21 protein-coding genes are annotated in these 21468 nt (G+C 44.2%); 11 read left to right on the forward strand and 10 right to left on the reverse strand.

What is annotated here, in order from left to right; genetic code table 11:
- The first annotated feature begins 4 nt into the window (after positions 1 to 4).
- The 3 genes from AAAA78_RS08545 (at position 5) to AAAA78_RS08555 (ending at position 1576) form a co-directional block, all read left to right on the forward strand.
- On the forward strand, positions 5 to 520 hold the full coding sequence (locus tag AAAA78_RS08545; protein WP_340591452.1) for a hypothetical protein: 516 nt from the start codon (positions 5 to 7) through the stop codon (positions 518 to 520).
- A gap of 99 nt (positions 521 to 619) precedes the next feature.
- Positions 620 to 988 (forward strand): BON domain-containing protein, encoded by a 369-nt coding sequence (locus AAAA78_RS08550; protein WP_340591453.1) that lies wholly within the window; start codon positions 620 to 622, stop codon positions 986 to 988.
- Between the two features lie 9 nt (positions 989 to 997).
- Positions 998 to 1576 carry a quinol:electron acceptor oxidoreductase subunit ActD gene (locus AAAA78_RS08555; RefSeq protein ID WP_295905812.1) on the forward strand — a complete coding sequence of 193 codons (579 nt, stop codon included), beginning with the start codon at positions 998 to 1000 and terminating at the stop codon, positions 1574 to 1576.
- A gap of 32 nt (positions 1577 to 1608) precedes the next feature.
- Here AAAA78_RS08555 and queG read toward each other — a convergent pair whose 3' ends face one another.
- On the reverse strand, positions 1609 to 2640 hold the full coding sequence (queG, locus tag AAAA78_RS08560) for a tRNA epoxyqueuosine(34) reductase QueG (RefSeq protein ID WP_340591455.1): 1032 nt from the start codon (positions 2638 to 2640) through the stop codon (positions 1609 to 1611).
- Between the two features lie 60 nt (positions 2641 to 2700).
- Here queG and AAAA78_RS08565 point away from each other — a divergent pair, with 60 nt between their 5' ends.
- The 4 genes from AAAA78_RS08565 (at position 2701) to AAAA78_RS08580 (ending at position 6762) form a co-directional block, all read left to right on the forward strand.
- Complete coding sequence (locus AAAA78_RS08565) at positions 2701 to 3909, forward strand: CCA tRNA nucleotidyltransferase (protein WP_340591456.1); 1209 nt, start codon at positions 2701 to 2703, stop codon at positions 3907 to 3909.
- Positions 3902 to 4513 carry an RDD family protein gene (locus AAAA78_RS08570; protein WP_340591458.1) on the forward strand — a complete coding sequence of 204 codons (612 nt, stop codon included), beginning with the start codon at positions 3902 to 3904 and terminating at the stop codon, positions 4511 to 4513. The genes AAAA78_RS08565 and AAAA78_RS08570 overlap by 8 nt, the downstream gene beginning before the upstream one ends.
- A 688-nt stretch (positions 4514 to 5201) precedes the next feature.
- Positions 5202 to 6236: an HNH endonuclease gene (locus AAAA78_RS08575; RefSeq protein ID WP_340591460.1), complete on the forward strand. Its 1035-nt coding sequence runs from the start codon at positions 5202 to 5204 to the stop codon at positions 6234 to 6236.
- Positions 6237 to 6387: 151 nt separating this feature from the next.
- On the forward strand, positions 6388 to 6762 hold the full coding sequence (locus tag AAAA78_RS08580) for a hypothetical protein (protein WP_340591461.1): 375 nt from the start codon (positions 6388 to 6390) through the stop codon (positions 6760 to 6762).
- On the opposite strand, the gene AAAA78_RS08585 is transcribed toward AAAA78_RS08580, so the two are convergent.
- From AAAA78_RS08585 to AAAA78_RS08595, 3 genes are read right to left on the reverse strand one after another with little or no spacing between them, the layout of a single operon-like run.
- Positions 6759 to 8138 carry an HD-GYP domain-containing protein gene (locus tag AAAA78_RS08585; protein WP_340591463.1) on the reverse strand — a complete coding sequence of 460 codons (1380 nt, stop codon included), beginning with the start codon at positions 8136 to 8138 and terminating at the stop codon, positions 6759 to 6761. The two genes, AAAA78_RS08580 and AAAA78_RS08585, sit on opposite strands and share 4 nt — an antisense overlap.
- Positions 8139 to 8141: 3 nt before the next feature.
- Positions 8142 to 8642: a chemotaxis protein CheX gene (locus tag AAAA78_RS08590; protein ID WP_340591465.1), complete on the reverse strand. Its 501-nt coding sequence runs from the start codon at positions 8640 to 8642 to the stop codon at positions 8142 to 8144.
- A 20-nt stretch (positions 8643 to 8662) separates the two neighbouring features.
- Positions 8663 to 9088, reverse strand: a complete 426-nt coding sequence (locus tag AAAA78_RS08595) for a response regulator (RefSeq protein ID WP_295902628.1) — start codon at positions 9086 to 9088, stop codon at positions 8663 to 8665.
- A 212-nt stretch (positions 9089 to 9300) separates the two neighbouring features.
- Here AAAA78_RS08595 and AAAA78_RS08600 point away from each other — a divergent pair, with 212 nt between their 5' ends.
- Together AAAA78_RS08600 and AAAA78_RS08605 are read left to right on the forward strand one after the other, a co-directional pair.
- Positions 9301 to 9693, forward strand: coding sequence for a helix-turn-helix domain-containing protein (locus AAAA78_RS08600; RefSeq protein WP_295902631.1), 393 nt, complete (start codon positions 9301 to 9303; stop codon positions 9691 to 9693).
- A gap of 98 nt (positions 9694 to 9791) precedes the next feature.
- Positions 9792 to 10262 (forward strand): acyl-CoA thioesterase, encoded by a 471-nt coding sequence (locus AAAA78_RS08605; protein ID WP_340591467.1) that lies wholly within the window; start codon positions 9792 to 9794, stop codon positions 10260 to 10262.
- Here AAAA78_RS08605 and AAAA78_RS08610 read toward each other — a convergent pair whose 3' ends face one another.
- The 5 genes from AAAA78_RS08610 to AAAA78_RS08630 all read right to left on the reverse strand — a co-directional run bounded on the left by AAAA78_RS08610 (position 10263) and on the right by AAAA78_RS08630 (position 16657).
- Positions 10263 to 10685: a hypothetical protein gene (locus AAAA78_RS08610; protein WP_340591469.1), complete on the reverse strand. Its 423-nt coding sequence runs from the start codon at positions 10683 to 10685 to the stop codon at positions 10263 to 10265.
- On the reverse strand, positions 10673 to 11803 hold the full coding sequence (locus AAAA78_RS08615) for a hypothetical protein (RefSeq protein WP_340591470.1): 1131 nt from the start codon (positions 11801 to 11803) through the stop codon (positions 10673 to 10675). The genes AAAA78_RS08610 and AAAA78_RS08615 overlap by 13 nt, the downstream gene beginning before the upstream one ends.
- Before the next feature lie 113 nt (positions 11804 to 11916).
- Entirely contained in the window at positions 11917 to 13182 is a 1266-nt protein-coding gene (gene hflX, locus AAAA78_RS08620) for a GTPase HflX (RefSeq protein WP_340591471.1), read from the reverse strand.
- A gap of 57 nt (positions 13183 to 13239) precedes the next feature.
- Positions 13240 to 14340: a chromate efflux transporter gene (chrA, locus tag AAAA78_RS08625; RefSeq protein ID WP_340591473.1), complete on the reverse strand. Its 1101-nt coding sequence runs from the start codon at positions 14338 to 14340 to the stop codon at positions 13240 to 13242.
- Positions 14333 to 16657: an NADP-dependent malic enzyme gene (locus AAAA78_RS08630; protein ID WP_340591474.1), complete on the reverse strand. Its 2325-nt coding sequence runs from the start codon at positions 16655 to 16657 to the stop codon at positions 14333 to 14335. Before AAAA78_RS08630 ends, chrA begins: the two co-directional genes overlap by 8 nt.
- Before the next feature lie 402 nt (positions 16658 to 17059).
- Here AAAA78_RS08630 and AAAA78_RS08635 point away from each other — a divergent pair, with 402 nt between their 5' ends.
- Positions 17060 to 18403: a thiolase family protein gene (locus AAAA78_RS08635; protein WP_340591475.1), complete on the forward strand. Its 1344-nt coding sequence runs from the start codon at positions 17060 to 17062 to the stop codon at positions 18401 to 18403.
- A 247-nt stretch (positions 18404 to 18650) separates the two neighbouring features.
- Positions 18651 to 20804, forward strand: a complete 2154-nt coding sequence (locus AAAA78_RS08640) for a 3-hydroxyacyl-CoA dehydrogenase NAD-binding domain-containing protein (protein ID WP_340591476.1) — start codon at positions 18651 to 18653, stop codon at positions 20802 to 20804.
- A gap of 74 nt (positions 20805 to 20878) precedes the next feature.
- On the opposite strand, the gene AAAA78_RS08645 is transcribed toward AAAA78_RS08640, so the two are convergent.
- Complete coding sequence (locus tag AAAA78_RS08645) at positions 20879 to 21310, reverse strand: hypothetical protein (protein ID WP_340591478.1); 432 nt, start codon at positions 21308 to 21310, stop codon at positions 20879 to 20881.
- Between the last annotated feature and the right edge of the window lie 158 nt (positions 21311 to 21468).

A 21468-nucleotide genomic window follows, 5' to 3' on the forward strand; every position in this document is an offset into this window, starting at 1 on the left:
AGTTATGTCGATTGATAAAGAAATTGTAGAAGATTTTGTAAATGAGTCAAAGTCCTTAATTGAAGAGTTGATAGACCTTCTCGAAAGTATTGAAGGTGACTTTTCTCAGGTTCAAAAATTGGCTGATTACGGAAACAATGTCGATCGCATTATGGGGGGAGCAAAAAGTTTGGCGATGATGGCACCACCGGATCATGCTCTGCACATGATTTCAGACTACGCCGCTCTCTGTAAGGCGGTTGGATATAAGGCTTCTCAGATCAATGACAATGAACAATTTTACGATGTCTGCGTGGCTCTTCTTTTAGACGCCACAGAGACTTTAAGTGTTCTGCTTAACAACATCGAAAAGGAAGGAAAGGTTTTGAAAGAAACCATTCCTCAAGCCTTTATCGAACGCCTTCGTTGGGTGTCTAGTCAGTTCAGCGAAGCATACAGTATGAGTGTTGGCACAGGAACAGCCCCTCAAAAACTCAGACAGTCAGAAATCGACGATCTTTTGAAAAAGCTGGGCCTCTAATCAAAGAGGTCGGGTGTTATTAAACACGTCTAGCTCGTTCGTCTGTCTTAAAAAAATTCACCTATAATGTAGAAAAACGCCTACAAGTGAGGTGAAGTTATGAACACAAATATAAAATGGATATCAGCCGTTTTAATAGCGGCTTCTTTTAATGTTGGTTTGGCAAACGATAGAGAACATACAGCGAATCAAACCAATCAAAAAACAATAAATACTACAAATCAAAAGACGGCTGAAGATCAAATGATGAATGCAAGCGACACAGAGTTGACTCGACGTGTGCGCGAACAAATTGTCGCGGATAACAGTCTTTCTGTGAATGCGAAAAACGTTAAAATCATTTCACAAAATGGTCGTGTGACATTGAAAGGTCCTGTGGATTCAACTCAAGAACGAAACAAGATAGAGACCATTGCGAAAAGCGTCTCAGGAGCAAAAATCATTGTGAACGAGACCGTCGTCAAATAGGGGGCAGTTATGGCTAAACAAGGCAGAAAAGTGGTGTTCGGAATATTTAAAAATCGCTCCGAACTTGAAAGTTGTGTAGACCAATTACGTTTAGACGGTTTTAGAGCGGAAGACGTATCTGTGTTGATGCCTGAAAAAGGGGACACGGCGACTTTTGCGCATGAAAAACAAACGAAAGCTCCAGAGGGTGCCGCTATCGGTACAGGCACGGGAGCTGTTCTCGGTGGAGCCTTCGGATGGCTTGTCGGAATCGGTGCGATTGCAACAATTCCAGCATTGGGACCTTTGGTTGCGGCCGGCCCGATTATGAGCGCCTTAGCAGGACTCGGTGTGGGTGGAGCCGTCGGCGGAGTCACTGGTGCTTTAGTGGGTATCGGTATTCCCGAATATGAAGCCAAACGCTATGAAAAATATGTGAAAGACGGAGGTATGTTGATCTCTGTTCATGTCGACGATAACGAGTGGGAAGATAAGGCTGAAAAAATTCTTGAAGCTGCCGGAGCTCAGGATATTTCCAACTCATCTGAAGTTGCCCAAAGAGAATTTAGAAAATCCACACCTTCAAGCGATAAATCGACACATATCTGATAATAAAAAAGCCCCTTTTTGCGAGGGGCTTTTTATTCAATTTGTTTAAGAGTCCAACTTGCGAGTTCGCCCAGTTTCTCGTGCTCCAGAAGAATTCTTACTTCCTCGGAAAGTGCTTTGATTCTTTTATTTGCGACAACAATCAAAGCATTTCTTTTTAATCCGAAAGATCCCGCGCGTGCCAGAGGGGTCCCCAAGAAATCTCGGCCGATTTTTTTTCCTGAGGCTGTGAGAATGTATCGAAGATCATCGATGAGGAGCTCTTCGTTCTCCTGTGTAAGAGTTAAATTTGTTTCAATCGAAAGCTGCCCTTTAAAAACTTTTTGATTCCAAGGGCAGACGGTTTGACATAAATCACACCCAAAAAACCAATCGCCGATCTGAGAGCGCAATTCTTCGGAAGGCACTTGTCTTGATTCGATGGTGAGATAGGAAATGCATTTTCGTGCATCCATTTTACGCGGCTCAAGAAGAGCGCCTGTGGGACAAATATCAATGCACCTTGTGCACGTCCCGCAAAAATCCGGTAACGGTTCTATCTCAGTTTCTAACTTCAAGGATGTGTAGATCTCGCCAATAAAAAACAAGCTGCCTTTTTTGGGGTGGATGAGGCATGTATTTTTTCCGACCCAACCAAGCCCCGCGCGTTTGGCTAAATCTCTTTCTAAAACCGGACTGCTATCTGTGAATGGAAGAAACTCTTCTTCAGGCATAAGACCCTGCAATTTTTTGCAGAGTTCTGTCATGCGTTCTTTAAACCAAAAATGATAATCCATTCCCTGAGCGTAAAGACTGACCCGTGCTTGTTTTAAAGGGAAGTCCTGCTTTTTTTCAGGATGAGGAAAATAAGGAATGGCAAAAACCAAAGCGCTTTGCGCCCGAGGCCATTTGCTGCGTGGTTCTTCTTTGATGGGAGCGTGATCTTCCAAGTACTTCATGTCTCCATGCAATCCCTGGTTGAGCCATTCTTTATAGAACTCAAAACTTAAAGGTTTGCTTAAAGACGTGAAACCGAAGTGGGAAAATCCCAAATCTTCCAGGGTTTCATCAATGAGAGATTTCATCTCCTGTGGCGTCACGCAAAACTCTTTCTTTCGTTCCGGTCTTTTTCTACACTGAAGGAGATGTCACAAGTTCAAAAGTTACTTGAATCTCACCCTCATTGGTCGGCTGTGGAAACAATTTACCACAGACTGCAAGCTCATGGCTACAAAGCCTTTTTGGCAGGGGGCTGTGTGCGAGATGCTCTTTTGGGGATTACGGCCAATGATTTGGACGTCGCCACGGACGCGACGCCAGAACAAATTGAGGAACTTTTTGAAAAGACCGTGAACGTCGGTAAGGTCTTCGGTGTGATGAGAGTTCTGGTGGACGGCGCCGATATTGAAGTGGCGACCTTTCGTACTGACGGAACCTACAAAGACGGCCGCCGTCCCGAGGGAGTGCATTTTTCTTCACCGGAAGAAGATGCCAAGCGCCGGGATTTCACTGTGAATGCCCTTTTTTACGATTTGGCTTCAAAAAATGTTTTAGATTTTGTCGAAGGGGAGGCCGATCTTCGTAATGCGATCCTGCGCACCGTCGGTGAAGCGGAAAGACGCTTTCGTGAAGATCATCTGCGTTTATTACGAGCGGCTCGTTTTGTTGCACAATTGGATTTCGTTTTGGAGCAAACCACATTTGATGCTGTTAAGCAAATGGCTGCGCTGGTGAAAACCGTGAGTGGCGAACGTCTTCGCGATGAGATGGGAAAGCTTTTAAAATCCAAAGCGGTTTCTAAAGGTTTGGAAGTGATGGTTGCTACAGAGTTGATGCAGCTTCTTTTTCCGTTTCGTTTGCGTGATAACGAATGGCTGGGAAGTTACGGAGCCAAAGAAGTTTGGCAAACGCTGGCGTTATTTTTTAGAAATGCGAAGCAGGACGAACTTTCTTCCGCTATTCAGCTTTTAAGACTTTCCACGAAAGAACAACGAGGCATTGAAAAGGCCTGGGCTCTTTGGCAAAAGCCGGATGATTTTTTCGCTTTGAATTTAGGAAAACAACTGCAAAAACTGACGGAAGAAGGATCTTTTTGGGCCCTGCAGATCTTAATGCTTGAAGGAAGTGTTTGGGCTTCTCAAGTAAAAGATCTTTTCAAAGAATGGCAGCTTTGGCAAAACCAGCTTCCTCGTCCTTTGTTAACAGGAGAAGATCTTAAGGGGAAACTTACGGGCAAAGCTATTGGCGTCTGTCTTGCTGACGCCTTTGAGTTGCAATTAGAACGAAAGCTTCAAACTCGAGACGAGGCTTTAACGTGGTTGCAGAAGTATTTAGAAAGTGATTCGCATGGATAATATTTATGTTCCTAGCACGTATAGACGTTTAGTCGCCCAGGCGGTGGACTCTTTAATCCGCGTTGTTTTTTATCTGCCTTTTGCGAAAGCTTTGTTTGCTTTGATTTTTACAGAGGAAGAAGTGCTGATCTCCTTAGGGCATTTGCTTTTGATGTTCCTGATTCCTGCGATTTATGAATTTGTTTTTTTAGTTCTGATGCAGGCGACACCTGGTAAATGGCTGATGGGTTTAAAGGTTGTTCCGTTTTCAAATCCAGCGCAGAAACTCCACTGGGGTCAGTGTATTCTTCGTCCTCTCACAGAGCGTTTGTCGTTGTTTTTCTCTTGGGCTATTTATGCGGCGGCCTTCTTTCGTTATGACCGCACCCATATCGCTGACTGGGTCGCAGAAACTCGGGTCGTGCAGTTCACGCCTCGCCGCAAAAGAGCCGGCCTTCGCTGGTTTTTGGGAAGTCTTTTGATTATTTTCTACATCTACGATGGTCTTCATTCCGCTAAAAATCTCATTCACGTGATCGACTGGGAAAACCGCCAGGTGGATCTTCGCGCGCTTGTGGATTCGGATTCTCTTTCGGGGGTTATGGACGATTACGAGGATCTTTAGTGTCATCAACTTACTTGGCCGCCGAGGTTCGAGTAAGCCTGACACTTGTCGATCAGACTCGGTGAGTGATTCGTTTTATTTGCGTTGGTGTAATTCATTGTTTTGAAGGGCAGAGACAGTTGCGCGAGCGTCCTCCATCCATGGGAAGGCCTTCCTGACGAGCATCGTGCTCGTCAGGAGAGAGTAGTGGAGAGATTTAAAATTTTGGATAAGGGACCTTCTAAAAATAGAAGAATCAAAAAAGGAAAAACAAAAAAACAAAAATCTTCCCCTAATACCTCCTTTCCTGGCCACGACGGCCAGGAAACAGCCCTCTCAAGGATGGACAGCCCACAAAGACATCCGCACAGCTGTAAAAACAGAAAATCCACTTCCATTTGGCAGTAAAAAAAACTTCTAATTCACTTGTTCTGTTCACTTGTGAGAGCGGTGCATTGTTTTTTATTACAGATATATTCTTCAAATATTTTTATTGACGATGTTTTTGTCTCTGTAAAAACGGCTTGGTATTGTTTTCTTTATTTGGGCCGGAAGCATCTCGAATTAATTTTTTTCATTCCGTAGAATCGAATTACGAGCCAATAAATCAGTATTTTGACCATTCGTGATTCTCTATTTACCTACAAAAAAATTGCCAAATATTCACTTTTAAAAGTCATGGTATACAAGTTCTGAAAAGAGGTGAGTTATGAATATTCGATATTTATCTGATGAAAATCTTGAACATAATTTGAAGTCATTAGTTCAAAAAGAAAGAGAAATTCTATCTGATATTCTTTTGCATATTGCCGAAGTGGATCGTCGCAAATTATATTTATCGAAAGCTTTTCCAAGCCTCTTTGATTATCTTACTAAGCATCTCGGATATTCTGCAGGAAGTGCACAGCGCAGAATTGATGCGGCTCGACTGTCCCGCGATATTCCTGAAGTTGCTGAAAGCCTTGAAATTGGAAGCTTGAATCTTTCTCAAGTGAGTCTGTTGCAGAAAGCCATCCGTCAAACTCAAAAGGAAATACATATGGCAATACCTGTAGAGACTAAGAAAGAAATATTAAATGAGCTGGTCGGTAAGTCTCATCAAGAGTCTGAAGTGCTCGTTGCTAAGGCACTCAGCATCGAAATCAAGCAAGCCGTTAAGATTCAGCATCAAGCCGATGAATCAGTTCGCTTTGAAGTGAGTCTTTCCAAGGAACAATGGCAGAAAATGGAGGAAATGCGTTCAATGTTGTCACATTCACTGCCAAATGGAAGTTGGGATGAAGTTTTGGAGTTTATTGCAGATAAAGTCATTCAGCAGAAGACTCGAAGAACTTCAAAAAACTCTGAGGCACCGAGGACTTCAAAATCTAGTGAGATAATCAAATCAGCTAAATCAGCGGATATCCGTGAGAGACAGACTGCCGTTCTGAAGCATGACACAGATGAAGATTTGGGGTCGGATGATATTTTGAATCATTTAGAAGTAAATTCAAAAACAGAGGTTGCTATTCAAAGAGAATATATTCCCGCACCATTACGAAGAATGATTTTTCAACGAGATCAATGCTGTCAGCACGTTGATAAAACTACGGGCAGGAAATGCACTTCCAAATGGCAGTTGGAGATTGATCATATTCAACCTGTTTGGGCAGGTGGAAAAAGCACGGAAGAGAACTTGCGGCTGTTGTGTGCTGCTCATAATAGAATGAAATATAAGCAGGAGGCAGGCGTTCACTCTCTGTGAACGATCGTTGATCTTTTGTAGCATCTTTTCAAGAATACACTCACTCGTTCCTGCTCTTGTGGAAATCGGAAGTCATCGGGTACATTGCATTTGGAAATTGATTGAAGATTTTAAAACACAAAAAAACAATATAAGAACGAGGAAATAAATTATGAAAAAAATGATTCTATCTACAATGATCGCGGTGATGGGTTTCTCTTCTCTTGGTCACGCTGCTTCGGATTTATTAGAATTTAAAATGGTGTATCGTGAATCTGCGGAAGAGTATGGAATTAAGGCGGACTCCAGTGATAGCGCTGTCGCTCGTCTTAATGTGATCATCCAATACAACCAGGTGATTCCTAGCTACGCCAAAAAACAACTCGCGGAAATTATGAAAGGTCTTCATGAGATCGATCAATCTACTGAAGGTCGTATGTGCATCACACTCGGTATGGAATTGGGAGCGGGCAAATGCCGTGTTGTAAGAACGACGTACAAGAACTACATTCGTCAAATGGATAGAGTGGTTTTAGAAACGCTCTAAGTTTTCCATTTTTTAAAGACCTGAGTTGTTAAAACTAGGTCTAGCTCGCCATTTCCATTTAGGGCGGCTTCACGGAGTGTACTGATTGCCTGTGTTGCCGTCATAGCTTGTTGGCTGTCTTGAAGGGCCGTCATTTCATGAAAGCGGTAAGCAAGACCCATTAGTTTTCCCATATCAGAAATGTCTTCAGCCGTGAGCTTTTTGGGAAAGCCAGATCCGTCGCCGTTTTCTCGGTGCTGACCGATGGCATCTGAAATTTCTGGCGTTAAGGGGACTTTCTTTCCCTTCACCATAATCACGGAGCGATCAGGGTAAAGAATGTATTCTGAAAGTTCTTCGTTGGTATAGTTCTTAGGATTTTTATCGCCCACAGAAGCAGGTAATTGCGCAAGGCCGATGTTATGTAAAAGCCCCGCCATCGCCGCACTTTCCCGTTTTTCGTGATTCCAACCCAAAAGTTGCGCAAAATAAGCGCCGTAAGCCGAAAGACAAATGCAGTCATGGTAAAGAGAACGGGTGTTTCCCGTAAAGCGGAAGATCTCGTCAAAAATTTCTTGGGGGGAAAGATCCTTAGTTAGTTCAAAATCGGCTACAATGTTTTTGCATTTATCGAAAATCAATTTTCCTTCTTGATAGTCCGTGCCCGCGCCGTTAAGAAACTGAGCCATGATTTCGTAGATCGCCCTTTTAGAGCGATGAAACTTTTCGGTCATTGAAACAGGCAGCTGAATATTTCTAAAACTCATTACAGTTCTCGCGTATTCAAAAAAAGCGTTCATCTGCGTTTTTTTGATATACATCTGCTGCTTCAAAGTTTTGAATTTGTCTAAATGACGTTCGTCAACGCAGTCGCCGGTCTTTCGCAATAAAATGGAACGGTGATTGACGGGGAGGTGAACATACACATCAAAGTTGATGTTCATCTCTGCTTCCATATCTCGTAGATCTACAGGCATTAACGCTGTGATCGGGATATTATCGCCCTCCATTTCAATGGGAGCTAATTGCAAAACCATGTCGGAAATAAACTCGCGATCGAAGTTGATATGCATCACTTCATCGGCGCCATTTTTTTTAACGACGTCGAAATTAAGTGAACCTGCAGAAGCATGCAGAACGATGATGTGACAGTCAGGATAATTCATTTTGGTTGATTGAACCCACTCGTTGGTTTGAGCGGTTCCGTCTTGGCCATCGATCAGGGCAAGGATAGGAGAGAAGTTTGGTTCAGAGCTTTCAAGAATTTCGTCGATCGTGTGGAAGTGTTTAAGCTGGTACGGATAATACCCCTTCAGGATGACTTTGACGGCTTCCCAGAAGGAGTCTCGAGGACTCCCAATTAGAACGTCAACAGTCGGACCTGAAGTGGTTTTCATCGTCTAATGAACCGTAATCTCCACATAGAAGGTGGAACCATTTGTTAAATTAAAGGGGATAACAAGAGTCGCCGCTTTATCCGCATGACTGATTTTAAAATCACCAGAAATCACAGTCGGGATGGCCATTTCAAAATTATAACCCAATTGATTCAACGTTGTTTTCGCTGAACCGTAGATCATATTCGTCATCTCACCAACGGCGTCTGAAACTTCACCATTGATCGACGTGTGTTTTTCTCCAAGCATGTTTTCCAAAATGTGGAAAATGCTGTCCTTACCATAAGAGATCAAAAGGGTTCCCTTAAGAGGAGGAGCGACCATGCCCACCATGCCCGCAATTTCACCCTTCAAAACGAACTGTGGTTCGATGAAAGGTTTGCCGGGAGAGGCGTCGGTTTGTGCCATTGTTTTAAGTGTTTTAACAACTCCATCAACAAACGCATTGATAAGACGTTTGTCGAAAAGAGGATTTAAAGCTTCGACTTTTGGTGCTGCTGACATTGAATTCTCCTAGCGACTCTTTAAGAAGCTTTTGCTTGAGCAGCAGGGTTGTGTTTTGCCCAAACGCGTTCCATCTTGCCTTTGAGTGTTGCTGAATTAAATGGCTTCACCACGTAATCAGAAACTCCGGCTTTAGCAGCTTCAAGAATGTGCTTTTGTTCAGACTCGGCAGTCACAAGCATAAAAGGAACAGACTTAAAACGAGGGTCCGCTTTGCATGCTTTCAAAAGGTCGATGCCTTGCATTCCTGGCATATTCCAGTCAGAAATTACAAAGCCATAAGGCTGGCCTGCATCATGAGCGGCCTGGATCATAGGCAGGGCCGTTTTGCCATCATCGGCTTCCTCGACGTTGGTATAACCCAGCTCATTTAGCACTTTTTTAATGATTTTTCGCATAGTTGCGAAGTCATCAACGACCAAAAACTTCGTATTTGTGGGAAACATAATATCTCCTGAAAAGGTGAAAGCCTGTAAAATCCTCATGCTTATCGGTCTAGTTTTTTAAAACTAGAGTCCAAACCTATTGCGAATTCCTAAAATTGTTGTCAGACTTTATTACAGGTGGTCGTGCTACATTTGGACATGAGTCCTAGGTAGCGTAAAAGGTTTAGACAGAGTTTTTAAAACTAAAAACAATTTAGCGGGAGGGAGCAAGGATGCTCAGAGATGTCCTCATTCAAAAAGGTCTTTCAAACAGAGAGGCAGAAGTTGCTGAACTTGTTTCAAAGGGCTTGTCCAACAAGGAAGTTGCGAATCAGCTTTTTGTTACTGAAAAAACAGTAAAATTTCACCTCACAAACATTTATAAAAAAATGAATGTTAAGTCTCGTGCGCAATTGATTGTATGGTGCTTGCCTCATCTTGGCTTTGTTGAGAGTGAAGTACGCGCTGAAAACAACAATCAAAATGCAGCTGCAGCGACTGCATTCAATAACAATGCAACTCAAACGATCCCAGCAGGATCTGCGACTGTTGCAGGTACAACAACTCTTCCTGGTAGCGGATTGAACCGTGGTGGTAATTCCGATATCGGTATGGGTGGCATCTAAGTCTTAACTGGACTTTAAGATGTTTTAAGAGCGCGGGGGTGCGGACTTCGGTCCATACTACCTGCGCTTTGTTTTTTGGAAATAAGGAGCAAACACCAATGGCAAACTCCAAGCCCGTTTCATCATCTCAAGTCATCATGACTCAGTTAGTTCTTCCTTCTCACACAAATGCCCTGGGTTCCGTATTCGGAGGAACGATCATGTCATGGATTGATATTGCGGCGGCGATAGCAGCGCAAAGACATTCCAACAAAGATGTGGTGACGGCGAGTATTGATCGTTTGGATTTTGTGGCTCCGGTTTACAAAGGTTGGGTCGTCAACCTCAAAGCCAGTGTGAATTACACTTCAAGAACTTCCATGGAAATCGGTGTGCGTGTCGATGCCGAAGACCCAAAAACGGGAGAGACATTTCACACCGCTTCCGCTTACAGCACTTTCGTAGCTTTGGGAGCTAATGGCAAACCGATCGAAGTTCCGGGGCTTATCCTAGAGACAGAGACGGACCGACGTCGCTTTGAAGAAGCGAAAAAGCGTCGCGAAATCCGTTTGATGAATAAAACGAAATAATTATTTACAGAGCACTTCAATCCAACGAAGGGCTTCTTCGGCGCGAGCACTGAGTTTTGCGCCTTCTTCTTTGCCGTGACCGGCTTGACTGCGCACGGTGAGTTCTTTTTTATCACACTCTTTCTCGGTGACTTTATTTAAAGCGGATAATTCAAAGGCAGGCTCTAAAGTATAATACAAGGTAGAGACTTCTTGCTCTTGATCCGTACCTTCATCAGGATTTTTCTTCTCGTATTCTTTCAAAGTAGTCTCAAAGGATTTCTTTAAGTCTTTAAGGTAAGAAGCTTTCTTTGAAAACGTTTTTTCTTTCAGTGCTTTTTGGTAAGCAGTTTCTGATTCCTTATAGAAATCATCCGCTTTTTTCAAGTCTGCATAGGAGATCGAAAAAGCGAGAAGGCTTAAGGCAAAGACTACTGCACGCATGTATCGCCTCGCTTGTCTGCATCCGTGATGTTTTGTTTCATCACCGGAAGAAGTTCTTCTGCAAACTTTTCTTCTGTTTGTCTTACATAGGCATTGGCTTTGATGATTTTATTCTTAACTTCGGCTGCGCTCATATTGTTATTTAAGCGAAGACGGTCAATCAAAGCCTTTGCGCCTGCCGGACCGTCGGGACCATAAGCTGCCAATGTTAAATAGTTCAGCGTCTCGCTGTTGCTCGCAAACTTCGTCGAGCGTCTTTCAACACTGGGTTTGATGATGTTATCGCGCACGTGAACGTAGTAGCCCATAGAATAGATTAAATTTCGTGCAATACCATCACCTGGACGAATCCAGTCGCAGTAATTCTTAGGGGAGCCAGGGGACGGTGGAGGTGATTTTAAATCTTCGCGAAGAATTTCTTTAAACGGTGTGCAGGCCGGATTTGAACTGTCCATAAGTGACTCAAGAATATGAAAGCCGTTACCTTCCACAAACTTTTTCCCTTTGTAGTAACCGGCAATTTCATTCACAGGATCGGACGTTAACTGGCCGATTCCTTTTCCTCCTGAATAGGCGAGATAAAAGTTAAAGGCCGTCTCGTTATTAAATTTTTTAAGTACAATGCGGGGATCGATCGGCACTCGTCCTGTAGACATGCAGCTGATGGCTTGGTTGACGGCAAAGTGCAGGAAGTCGACAGTCTTTTGATTAAGGCATGGCATGCTGGCGCCGGCATTTTCAAATTTCTTTTTAGTATCGCCGTCGCAGCTATAACCTTGATTGCCGGGTTCGCGTTGCAGGGAGGCTTCGATGCAATCTTTTTTGATCTGCTTCACCTTGGTGCCTTGAGCAAGGATAGCGCCTAAATTGTAGATGTCATTCTTGATTCCGGGAGCATAGTCGGAAGCTGCGCACACTCTTGCTGGAGCCAGTGAGTTGCGGTAGCGAAGAAACGCACGGGTTAAAGGATCACGAGCCGCATCCATGGACTTATTAATATCCTGGTTTTGCGCGCCTTTTTTTTCACTTTTATCATTCACGCAAAGATACTGAGCAGAGCTGATCCCTGGAAGAATGAACAATGTACTAAAAATAAGAATTGATAAGAACTGTCTCACCTTGGTCTTATCGGTGAGATCAGCCAGAGATTAAGGAAGATCTTTGGAAAATCCAAAACCAAGGTCTGGATCACCTGTAAAAAGTGATCCACCAAATTTATCATATGTGAATTTTATTTTACAACGTAGTCTTTCCAACGACTGAGTAAGACGGGAGTGAGTTGCGTGTAGCAAACAGTTCCTTCCGTAGCTGTTTCCTTACGAAGGATTTGTGCTTCGCGACCTAAATCAAAAATCTTATACTCTTCAGCGCGCGGGAAGTAGAGCTGAACATCCGTTTGCATTTCGCTCACAGTGGCGGCCATGAGTTTCTTTAACTGCTCCATGCCTTGTCCGGTTAAAGCGCTGACGAAAACTCTGGGATAGTGTTTCACTCTAAATTGACGTTCTAAAGGTGCGACATCGCACTTGTTATAAACGTGGATGATCTTTTTATCAGACCAATTGAATTCTTTAATCAAAGCTTCAACGACTTCCACTTGTCTTTCCATATTAGGTGAAGACAAATCGATCACGTGCAAAAGAACATCGGCCTCAGAGGATTCTTCAAGTGTTGCTTTAAAGGCTTCAATCAACTGAGTTGGAAGTTTGCGGATAAATCCAACCGTATCTGTGACAACGGCAGGTGGTCCATCTGGTAAAAAGATCTTACGAGTCGTTGGATCCAAAGTCGCAAAGACTTGGTTCTTTGTCATGACTTGCGCACCCGTAAGGCGATTTAAGATCGAGCTCTTTCCAGAGTTGGTATAGCCAATCAAGGCAAAGGACGGAATTTCATGACGTTTTCTGGATTGTCTGTGTTGCGCGCGGTTTTGACGAACGCCTTCAAGCTTTTTCTTAATTAAAGCGACTCTTTCGCGAATACGACGGCGGTCATTTTCAAGAGCGGTTTCACCGGGACCTCGGGTTCCGATGCCACCACCTTGACGAGAAAGAGACTCCAACCACGCACCGACCATGCGAGGCATTTGATCGAGCAACTGTGCAAGTTCTACTTGAAGTTTTCCTTCAAAGGTTTGAGCTCTTTGCGCGAAAATATCGAGGATCAATTGATTGCGATCGACAACTCGGGCCTTCACGATCTGCGCTAAGTTTCTTTGTTGAACTCCGGAAAGCTGATGGTCCATGACCACGATGTTGGCGCCGCTATCGCGGACCATTTCGGCGACTTCCTCGACCTTTCCTGTTCCAATAAGAGTTGCGGGATTCCATTGCGGCAGCACTTGAATCAAAGAACCAACGACTTCGCCTCCGGCTGCGGAGACAAGCTCTTCAAGTTCCAATAAATTTTCTTTGATTTCGCTGAGAGGTTCGGATTTCAATCCGACACCGATGACAATGGCTCTGTCTTGCTGAGTGACGTGGGCTTGATTAGTCAATTCGAACAATCCTCCCTTACAGACTTAAGGTTAGCACGCTTGGGGTTTGGGTCAAAGTTAAATTTTTGTCGAGATCAGTGATATAAGTCCGCCTACCAAAATCAAGACAGCCGTGGGAATTCGCGCTTTCAGAATAAGAATGAGCGAGACAATGAAGAGCGCAATTCCTATCCAGGAGAAAACGATAGACTCTCCAAAAGTCCAGATAGTTGAAAGCAACAATCCCAAAGATCCTGCGACGACCCCAGCAAGAATGGCGCGAAACTTCGGTGAAGAATTGAGCTTTGCATAAAGCGGAATGCTTAAAGCAACAAACAAGAAAGCTGGTAAAAAAATTCCCAATGTTGCGACAACGGCTCCCGGAAATCCATGCATCAGGTAGCCAATAAAACTAGCCGTTGTAAAGACGGGCCCCGGAGTGAATTGACCGACTGAGATGGCATCAAAAAGCTGCGCCTCTGTGAGCCACGCGCGATTTTGCACGAACTCCGTTTGCAGAAAACTTAAAAGAACGTAACCACTTCCAAATAATAACGAACCGATTTTAAAAAAGACCCAAAACAAAGATCCCAATTCGTTTTTTTGCAATAGAAAGCGGCCCGTGATGAAAAGAGCCATCAGTCCGCACGTCATAAGAATTAAAACTTCAGAGGAGCCGCGAGCTTTCAAATAAACACTGGCGACGAAAACAAAAAGAAGAACGACGTTTTGTTTCTGGGTCCAGAAATCTTTTTGCAAAACCTCATTGAATTTTTGAATGCGCAAAAAACTTTTAAAAAACCTTTCAAAGGCAAAGACAATCACAGCCAAAACTACGGCCTTTGCACCTAAAAGAAAATCATGTACAACAGGAAGGCTTGCGTACTGCGTGTAAAAGTACGACACGGCAGTCACAATCAAAAAAGCGGGGAGAATAAAACTAATTCCCGCAAACCAAAATCCCCACCATCCGGCTTGTTGATAGCCAATATGAATCGCAAGCTCTGTCGAGTTTGGACCGGGGATAATATTTGTGAGTGCGATAAGGTCTAAGAATTTTTCACGAGAAAGCCATTTGCGGCGATGGACGAATTCTTCCTCCATCATGGCAATATGAGCTGCGGGGCCACCAAATGAAGTGGCCCCGAGTTTAAAAAACAACCAGATTAAATTAACCACGCGCCTTCAGAACATCTTTGATGAACTGAGCTTCAAGAGCCGTGAACACAACAGAGTTCACAATGCCATCCACAGTCGTTGTTCTTTGCAGAACGTTGGCTGATCTGCGAACACCCATCAAGAAAGGTCCAATCACTTCTACTTTGCCGATTTGTTGGATCAGTTTGTAAGTAATGTTGGAAGATTCCAAGTTCGGGAACACAAGAACGTTGGCGCCGCCTTTAAGTTCTGAGAATGGGAAAAGTCTTTCCATGATCTCAGGATTCACAGCTGTGTCCGCTTGCATGTCTCCATCGACAATAAGGCCGGGGTGCAACTTTTTAACTATCTCTGCGGCACGCTTCATCTTCGCTGGAGTTTCTCCGGAACCGCTGAAGTTGGAGTAGCTAAGCATCGCCACACGTGGTTGGATGCCGAAGTACTCGACGATTTTTGCGGCTTGCAATGCGATTTGCGCGCACTGTTCTGCCGTTGGATTAAAGTTCACAGTCGTATCCGAAAGAACCAAGAACTTGTCCTCAAGAAGAATGAAGTTCAAGCCCGCAGGAACACCGTTTTGATAAATACCGATCGTTTGCAAGATAGGGCGAACGGCGTCAGCGTAATTGATGGATGATCCTGTCACCATGCCATCCGCATCACCCATATGAACCATCATCGCCGCAAAATAGTTCGGCTCAGCCATGAGGCGCTCGGCCTCACGCAAGTTCACACCTTTACGTTGGCGTAAAGCATAGAGTTTCTCTACGAATGAATAGTACTTCGGATAACTTGAAGGATGAATGATAGGTACGTCTTTCAAAGCCGGAATATCCAAAGCGTTGATTTTTTCTTTCACGCGCTCTGGATAACCCAATAAGATCGGTTGGCAGATTTTTTCTTCAACCAATGTTGCCAGGGCTTTCAAAATTTTTGTGCTCGTTCCCTCTGGGAAAACGATTCTTGGAAGTTCGCCGCCGTTAGCTACCGCATTTTGGTGAACGCGGTTGATCGCAGAACGGATGAAAACTTTTGAAGGTCCTTGAAGAGCTTCCAAAGTGTCACGGTAAGAATCCCAGTCTTCGATTTTTTTCGTCGCAACGCCTGAGTCCATCGCCGCTTTTGCAACAGCCGGAGCCACCCACATCAAGACACGTGTATCGAATGGTTTTGGAATCAAATACTCACGACCAAATTTAAAGCTCTTACCACCGTAAGTCGCAGATACTTTTTCAGGGACCTCTTCACGAGCGAGTTTTGCCAAAGCGTGAACGGCCGCGAGCTTCATCTCTTCGTTGATTTGCGTTGAACGCGTGTCCAAAGCACCACGGAAGATAGAGGGGAAGCCCAAAACGTTATTCACTTGGTTTGGATAATCTGAACGGCCTGTCGCGATGATGGCATCCGGACGGGCGGCACGCGCTTTGTCCGGAGTGATCTCTGGTTCTGGATTTGCCATCGCAAAAATGATCGGATCTTTCGACATGTCTTTAAGCATTTCAGGAGTCAAGGCTCCCGCAACTGAAAGACCGACGAAAACGTCAGCACCTTTCAAAGCTTCAGTCAATGTACGTGCTTCCGTTTCAGCGGCGAAGAACTCTTTGTATTTGTTCATGCCCGCGGTACGACCTTTGTAGATCACACCTTGAGAGTCACACATAATGATGTTTTCACGACGTGCGCCCAAAGCGATAAAGATTTTTGCGCAAGAGTTTGCAGAAGCGCCCGCACCGTTCACAACGATGCGAATGTTTTCCATTTTACGATTTGTGACCGCACAGGCATTAAGTAACGCGGCACCAGAAACAATCGCCGTTCCATGTTGGTCATCATGGAAAACCGGGATGTTCATTTCTTTTTTCAAACGCTCTTCGATTTCAAAACATTCTGGAGCTTTGATATCTTCAAGATTAATTCCACCGAATGTCGGCTCAAGAACGCGAACCGCATTACAGAATGTATCAACGTCATTCGTCGCGACTTCGATATCGAAAACGTCAATACCCGCGAATTGTTTAAAAAGAATTCCTTTTCCTTCCATCACAGGTTTCCCTGCAGCGGGACCGATATTACCAAGACCTAAAACCGCTGTTCCGTTAGAGATCACGGCAACAAGATTTCCCTTGGCCGTGTAGTCGTACACTTTGGAAGGATCTTTTGCGATCGCCTTACAAGGAGCTGCAACACCTGGAGAATAAGCAAGAGAAAGATCTTTCTCCGTCGCACAAGGCTTTGAAGAAATGACTTCGATTTTTCCTGGTTTGCCTTGTTGGTGGTAAAGCAGAGCTTCTTGATCAATGTTGCTAATGCCAGATTTGGTTTCAGTTTTCGTATCCAAGGAGGCTCCTTTGTTGTGCCTTTGCTAGCTGTTAAACGAGGCTCTCGATAAGAGAATTTTATTAACCCATTTCAAGGGGTTAGCGAAAGCCTTGCGACAAGTGCCATTACTCTACAAGAGGGGGGGAGAGAGGGTCAATGTATCGAGACTTTGGCGCAGGGGGTAAGTTCAGGGTGATTTTCGAAAGTGACTCGGTCTACAAAGAGCGACACTTTCTCGAATTTAGAGTTCTGCCTCTATAAAAGGCATTCTTTCCCAAGACAGATAAGGGTTTGAGGTTTTTAAAGAGTAAGAAGCGCGCCGCGTCAGGTCTAGTCTGCTCACATTTCGCTCTCTTTATATTTGGTGGAATGACCGAAAAGACATATGATTTTAATGGCTTATACAACTAAGGAGACGCGCATGAAATCACCACGTGATGTGGTTCTTGTTGAAGGTGTTCGCACACCATTTGCAAAAGCGGGAACAAAACTTAAAAAAGTGCATCCTGCGGAACTCGGAAAAACAGCTCTTAAACAACTCATTGCTCAGACGAACTTGGATGTGAACAGTGTTGATGAAGTGATTATAGGTAATACTGGCAATCCTCCTGATGCAGTGAATATTTCGCGCGTTGTTGCTTTGAATGCAGGCATTCCTTTGAAAACTTCTGCATACACTGTGCACAGAAACTGTGCTTCGGCTTTAGAGTCTATCTCTAACGGTTACGAAAAAATCAAATATGGAACAATGGACGTCGTTCTTGCTGGTGGTACAGAGAGCATGTCGCAAATGCCAACTCTTCCTCCGAAAAAGTTCCAAGATATTTACAATAATCTTTTTGCGGCAAGAGGTCCGAAGCAAGCATTGCCATTGTTGTGGCAGCTTTTCAAAGCGGACGTGAATCAAATCAAAGCCCTTCTTCAAGGCAATATGAAGGATGATTACTTCCCACAAATTTCTGTGATGCTGGGGCTGACGGATCCTTTCGTTGGAATCAACATGGGACAAACGGCAGAGATCTTAGCCAAAGAGTGGGGCCTTTCTCGCGAGATGCAAGATAAGTTTGCTCTTCGTTCACATCACTTGGCTGCCAAGGCGATGAAGGAAGGTCGTATGAAGGAAGAGTCCACTCCGGTGTACTTGGCTCCTGAATACAAAGAAGTGATCGCAGATGACGTGGGTCCTCGTGACAATCAAACGATGGAAGCTTTGCAAAAACTAAAACCATTCTTTGATAAAGCAACAGGCTCTATCACTGCGGGAAATTCATGCCCAATCACAGATGGTGCTGCGATGGTGCTTTTGATGTCCCGTGAAAAAGCAGATTCACTTGGTTACAAACCACTTGCTAGAATTCGTTCGTATGCGTTTGCGGGTCTTGAGCCTGAGCGTATGGGACTTGGTCCTGCTTATTCAACTCCAGTGGCTTTGAAGCGTGCGGGTCTTTCTTTGAAAGACATGGGCCTTGTTGAATTGAATGAAGCGTTTGCAGCGCAAGTGATGGCCTGCCAAAGAGCTTTGAACTCTGACAAATTCGCTCAAGAAAAATTGGGCTTGTCTGCAAAAGTGGGCGAGATCAGCGATGAGATCTTAAACGTCAACGGTGGAGCGATCGCCTTGGGTCATCCAGTCGGCGCAACAGGAACACGCATTGTTCTTACATTGGCCAAGGAAATGAAGCGCAGAAATGTTCAATTCGGTCTTTCCACACTTTGTATTGGTGGTGGACAAGGCGGATCTATGATTCTTGAGAACGAAGGTTAAAAAAAAAAGCCCTCGTTGCCGTAGCCAAGGGGACAGAGCCTAGCTCTTCCCTCACTGGCTTCGGACAGTCCTCGCGGACGCGGTCCCGTTGGGACCTGCTGCTGTGGAACTTGCCATTGAGGAAAGAGCTAGGCTCTATCCCCTTGGCTGCGGAAGAGATTTCTTTTTCTTCTTCCTAAGAATGTGTTTGGTGCGTTTTGGTTGTAGTAGTTCGTTTTTTGATTTTGCAACTTAGGAGTTTTTCAAAATGTCTATTCAAGAAAGTATTAAAATTGTTCCTCAAGGTGAGATCGCGGTTGTTGAGTTTGATCTTGTTGGGGAGAAAGTAAATAAGTTTTCGACTCCAGTGATGATGAGACTTCAAGAGGTTCTTGGTGAGCTTAAGAAGTCTTCTTATAAAGCTGTGATCTTTAAATCTAATAAGCCAAAAATTTTTATTGCTGGTGCTGATATTGAGGAGATCAAAGGCATGACCACCAAAGAGCAGTTCGATGCGGCTGTTAAAGGTGGTCAGGATGTTATGAACATGGTGGAGGATCTTCCGATGCCGACAATCGCTGCTGTGAACGGCGCTTGTATGGGCGGTGGATGTGAATTCATTTTGGCTTGTGATTATCGTATTGCTTCAGAAGACAACTCAACAAAGATTGGTCTTCCTGAAATTCAATTAGGAATTTTGCCAGGCTTTGGCGGAACTCAGCGTATGCCTCGTGTTCTTGGTTTGCAGGCGTCTTTGGATATTATCCTTGCTGGTAAATCAGTGAATGCAAAGAAAGCATTGAAGATTGGTCTTGTTGATAAAATGGTTCACCCGAACTTGCTTGAAGAGCAAGCCGTGAAGTGGGCGAAAGAAATTATCGCTGACGGTGCCAAAAAACGTCGTAAAAAATTCGAAGCCAAAGGTGCGATGAACAAAGTTCTTGAGAGTGCTTTGGGTCGCGGTATTGTTTTCAAAAAAGCGCGTGAAGGTGTGATGAAGGCGACGAAAGGTCACTATCCAGCTCCTTTGAAAGCTCTTGAAGTCATTCAAAAAACTTATGGTATGTCTGATCGTGATGCGGGAATGCGGATTGAGCGTGAAGGTTTCTGTGAGTTGGGTGTGACGGAAATCTCTAAAAACTTGATTCATGTTTACTATCTGACAGAGATGGTGAAAAAACAAAACGGCGTTCCTGGCGTTGACGTAAAACCAAAAGAAGTCAAAGCCATGGGTATTTTGGGAGCGGGAACAATGGGCGGTGGTATCGCCTATGTTGCTGCTGACAAAGGTATTCAAGTGCGTATGAAAGACTTAAACCAAGAAGCTTTGGGTAAAGGTCTTAAGCACGCCAGTGAGCTTTGGATGAAACTTGTGAAGCGCAAATCCATCGACAAATATCAGTTCCAGCAAAAGATGGATGCTGTTTCGGTAACGACTGACTATTCAGGTTTTAAAAATCTGGATGTTGTTGTTGAAGCCATCGTTGAAGACATGGGTATCAAACAAAAAGTAATCGGTGAGTGCGCAGGCCAAATGCGACCAGACGCGATCATCGCAACGAATACAAGTTCGTTGTCTGTGACAGAGATGTCTAAAGGTCATCCTCGTCCAGAGTACTTTGCTGGAATGCACTTCTTCAATCCCGTGAACAAGATGCCTCTTGTTGAAGTTATTCGCGGTGAAAAAACGTCTGACGAAACTATTTCAACAATTTACGAATTGTCTAAGAAGATGGGAAAAATGCCTGTCGTTGTTAAAGACGGTCCAGGCTTCTTGGTGAATCGTTTGTTGATGCCTTACATGGCGGAAGCGGCATTCTTGATGCAAGAAGGGATGAGCATTGAAGTGGTTGATAAGGCCTACGTGAAAGACTTCGGTATGCCAATGGGACCTTTCGAGCTGATGGACGAAGTAGGCCTTGATGTGTGCTTGAAAGTTCTTAAGATCTTTAAGAAAGCTTTCGGAGACCGCATTGAAGTTGCTCCTTGCATGGAAGCTCTTGAAAAATCCGGAAGACTGGGTCGTAAAAACGGAAAAGGTTTTTATCACTATTCTGAAGACGGCAAGCGCGGCGACGTAGACCAATCTATTTACGCGGCTCTTGGTTTGGGGCAACCAACAAATCCATACGACACAAAAGAGTGCATCGAGCGCGGAGTATTTGCGATGGTGAACGAAGTGTCTTTGGCATTGATCGAAGATCGCATCGTAGAAACTCCAAACGAAGTGGACCTTGCAATGATCATGGGTACTGGTTTCCCACCATTCCGTGGTGGTTTGATGAAGTACACTGATTCCGTTGGTACACAATACGTGGCGGATCAATTAGCGATGTACGCTTCAAGCCGTAAAGCTTCTCGTTTGAAACCATCAACGCCGTTAACAAATATGGCGAAGTCGAACAGCAAGTTTTATAAATAATCAGTTCTGAAGTTTAGATGAATGAAGGAGCCAACTGATAAAGTTGGCTCTTTTTATTTTATGAAGTCACCTCTTTATTTCAACTTCAACTGAACCTTGCAAGTACCGTAAGACTGGTTGATCACAGTGTAATAGCCACTTTCGTTGAAAGTCAGACCTGAGTACAAGCGAATGCGGCGTTGATCTGGATAAACAATTTCTCCCATGCCGTCACAAGGACCGTCAGTGACTTGAATGCCGACTTCTTTACCGGCTGGGATTTTCAAGTCTACAGTAATCGCCATGCCGTACATCATCGCTTTGTCGCAACCGTTTTGAAGCTCCTCCAAAGAGCACTCTCCATCATAAGGACCTTTTGGTGCTTGCTTAGTTAAGATATCGACAGCACTGCGAGCTTGAAGGCTTAGCATATTGTCCGGAACGTCAGATTGATGGCCTGCCATCGCTGCTGTTGTAGAAACAAGACCTGCTGCCAACACCACTAAAGACATGATTTGCTTTTTCATAAAAACTCCCTTGAATGATTTTGCTAACATCAGCGTTAGCGTTTCGCAGAGTTAATAAAGCAACCACGGTGCCACGTTCTTCAGAAGTAAAAACTTCATAAAATCGTCTTGAAAAGACCCTTGCCGAGATCCCGGCAGCAGAGTCTGCCGATGCTTCG

Source organism: Bdellovibrio sp. BCCA (assembly GCF_037996825.1).
Taxonomy (GTDB): Bacteria; Bdellovibrionota; Bdellovibrionia; order Bdellovibrionales; family Bdellovibrionaceae; genus Bdellovibrio.